The organism is Empedobacter sp. UBA2044, assembly GCF_002333005.1.
GTDB classification, from domain to species: domain Bacteria; phylum Bacteroidota; class Bacteroidia; order Flavobacteriales; family Weeksellaceae; genus Empedobacter; species Empedobacter falsenii_B.
Map to the genome: position 1 here is coordinate 1 of NZ_DDBA01000013.1, position 2,963 is coordinate 2,963.

Genomic DNA, 2,963 nt, shown 5'->3' on the forward strand with positions numbered 1-2,963 from the left:
ATTTTTAGTAGAGAGGTTTACGGCCTTGACTTTTTGGTTACTTTTTAGTCTGTTCCCCGAAGGGCATATGAATGCAATTAATTAAAATAGATAAGGAATGAATAAAAAAGTGACATTAAAGAATTTTTAATCTCAAATGTTATAAAAAGTGGATTTGAATATTGAAAAAGGATGAAAACGTAAAACGTTAAACGTAAAACTTATTACGTAAACATATCGCTCACTACGCCGAATTGAAACTCTACTTTTCAGCAATGACGGTTTATAAATTCTTTGTTAAAAAAGGATTTGAATATTAATAAGAATAAAAATAAAAACGTAGAACTTAATACGTGTCACGTAAAACTAAAAAAAAATACGTAAAACGTTAAGCGTAAAACTTATACCAAGACCGTTAACCTATAAACTCATCGAACATCGAGAAGACCGTGAGATGTGACTGTACTTCGATAGTTTAGACAATTAATCGAGGGATTTCTTTTAAAGGAATTTGGTGTTTCGCAAATGTACGTTTTAAGGTAGTATAAGTGGAGAAACCACTTTGAATGGTAATATCTTTGAATGGAGCATTGGTAAACATAATCAATTCTAAGGCTTTCAACATTTTTAATTTTTGTTCGTATTCCGAAAAGGAGCAGTTGAAATAGTAGTTGAATCCTTTCTGAATTTCATAGTAAGTAAATTCGGTATCTGTTGCAAAGGCATAAAGTGTTTGGTTCTTTTGCAGGCATTCTTTGTAAATTAACTTGAGTTTTTGAATGGGAATATGATAAAATTTTTTCCAGTTTCCTTTCAATTCTTGGCTTTTGACTTGGATCGAAACACAATAATACGCAAATTGATTTTGTTTGTGACGGTGAACAAAACCAGCGAGATGGTGGTAGCCGTGTGATAAACCTGAAATATCAATAAGAAAAGGAAAATATTGGTTTTGATTATAAGTGATTTGTGTGTTGTTTTTTAAAAGTTTGTAAAGTGCTTCTATGTCAACATTAAAATCTATTGATAAGGTTGGGGGACATGGACATTCGCAGAGATCATTGAAGTAAAAGATTAATTTCGGAATAAACAAAAGTTGTGATTGATAATCTTGTATCGCAAACAAATTGATTTTTTGAATAATACCAAATGCATATTCAATCATTTGCATATACTGTTTGTTTAGGATATCTTGTTTTGCCTCGACTTGTGGTTCATTTTTCTTGATTACATCTCCATATCGATGAATAAAAAAGTTCAGGTACTTAATATATTCTTCATATACTTCAATTTTCATACGCTTAAAAATTAAAATTGAAAATGGTTGTAGTAAAGATGTATTTGTCTAATATACAATAAATTATAATATAAACAAAAATCCCCTCCAAAAGTAGAGGGGAAGTGATTAAAGTACAGTGACTTGACCTAAGTAAACAGATGGTGCAGCGTCTTGCTTTATGACGGATAAAAAACTCATCCATACATGTACATCTGTTCCTTGATATTTGGGTAGAAATTGGAGTACATAGGATTCTTCGGAGCGTTTTACAGTTGTTTGTACAACCGTTGATTGTGCTTTTGTATTCCCATCTTCTACATACAATATAACCAAGGTGTCATTTTGATCCACAAGTTCTGTTGCATTATTGGTCCATGTAATCGTTGCCGATAGTGGATCGTCTGCAATAATATTTACAGGTTGTGGTTCGAGTAAATTACCTTTTGTGAATTGAATAGCATCATAATCAATAGAAAAGGTTAACGTATCCATATTACAAGGCATAGATTGTAATAAATTTGCCATGGCTTGATTATAAGGTGATTTTAGTCCAGCCCTTTTTCCGTAATAGGTTTTAGCCAATGCTTTATACCCTTGTATAAACTGCACAGCAAAATTGAATCTGTCTTTTATGACTTGTTGTTTTGGTGTTGGTATACGGTTTGATTTTCGTGGTCGTATACGAGAAATTTCATTTCCTTCGATATTCGAAACAACAATTCGTCCTGTACGTCCTCGCGTACCCGACAATAGAGAATCTGTAATTTTTCCCATTTTTAATAGATTTTAAATTAAACTTTATTTGATTTGGTTCAGCAACAGTTCGAAATTATGAGGAATGATTTGAAGATGTTGATTTATGGTTATCCATGAACGAAATTGGTAGGTGATGAAGGGGAATGATTGATTTTAGATGTGAGAATTGAGATTTTAGATTTGTGAAATGTAGTAGTTGTGATGTATTATGTGAAATGTATTATGTGAAATGTATTATGTGAAATGTATTATGTAAAATGTATTATGTAAAAAGTAGTATGTATTAAGTATTAAGTATTAATTATTTGAAAAAGGATCATAAAAATGTCATATGATTTGGAGGCGAGTGTCAAAAAGTTGAGGGGCATGATTAAGATTATTCATTTTTTCCTTGATGAAAAAACGAACCAAAAAGTTATTCATATGGTTTATTATTATTTTATGGTATTCATGAATGCAAAGCATTACAAGTCTATGCTTACAAGTCGGTCAATAATGGCTATTCGCTAAATGCTTTAGAACATTCGCATATGAAATGCGAACATAAATCATTTTTAACGCTCTTTACGCCGAATTGACGCTCGACTTTTTAGCAATGACGGTTTTTTAAATTCGTTGTTAAAAGTGGATTAGAATTAGAAAAAAAGTGATACAAAGATTCTGCACTTCGATATTTCGGTAAACATAGTAATCGGGGTTCTGTAACTGAGTTTAGAATGACATAAAAGATGAGGTTTTGAACATAATTTACGATAACAAGAAGATAATTAGTAGTTCATTATTTTATTACATTCATTTTTTTTCTTGATAAAAAAACATTTGAGATTAAGAGGAGAAGCTTTATAAGCTTCGGTATATTACTTTTTGCTTGATCAAAAAGTAATCAAAAGTTATTCATATGATTTATTATTATTTTTAAGGTATTCATGAATGCAAAGCATTACAAGTC

General features: G+C 30.7%; 2 protein-coding genes. Both read right to left on the minus strand.

The annotated features are described in order from the left end of the window. Nucleotides 1-454: 454 nt before the first annotated feature. Nucleotides 455-1,276 (minus strand): helix-turn-helix transcriptional regulator, encoded by an 822-nt coding sequence (locus B4E59_RS01350; protein WP_291050867.1) that lies wholly within the window; start codon nucleotides 1,274-1,276, stop codon nucleotides 455-457. 108 nt (nucleotides 1,277-1,384) lie between these two features. Then, nucleotides 1,385-2,032, minus strand: coding sequence for a DUF6266 family protein (locus tag B4E59_RS01355; protein WP_291050870.1), 648 nt, complete (start codon nucleotides 2,030-2,032; stop codon nucleotides 1,385-1,387). Nucleotides 2,033-2,963 lie beyond the last annotated feature (931 nt).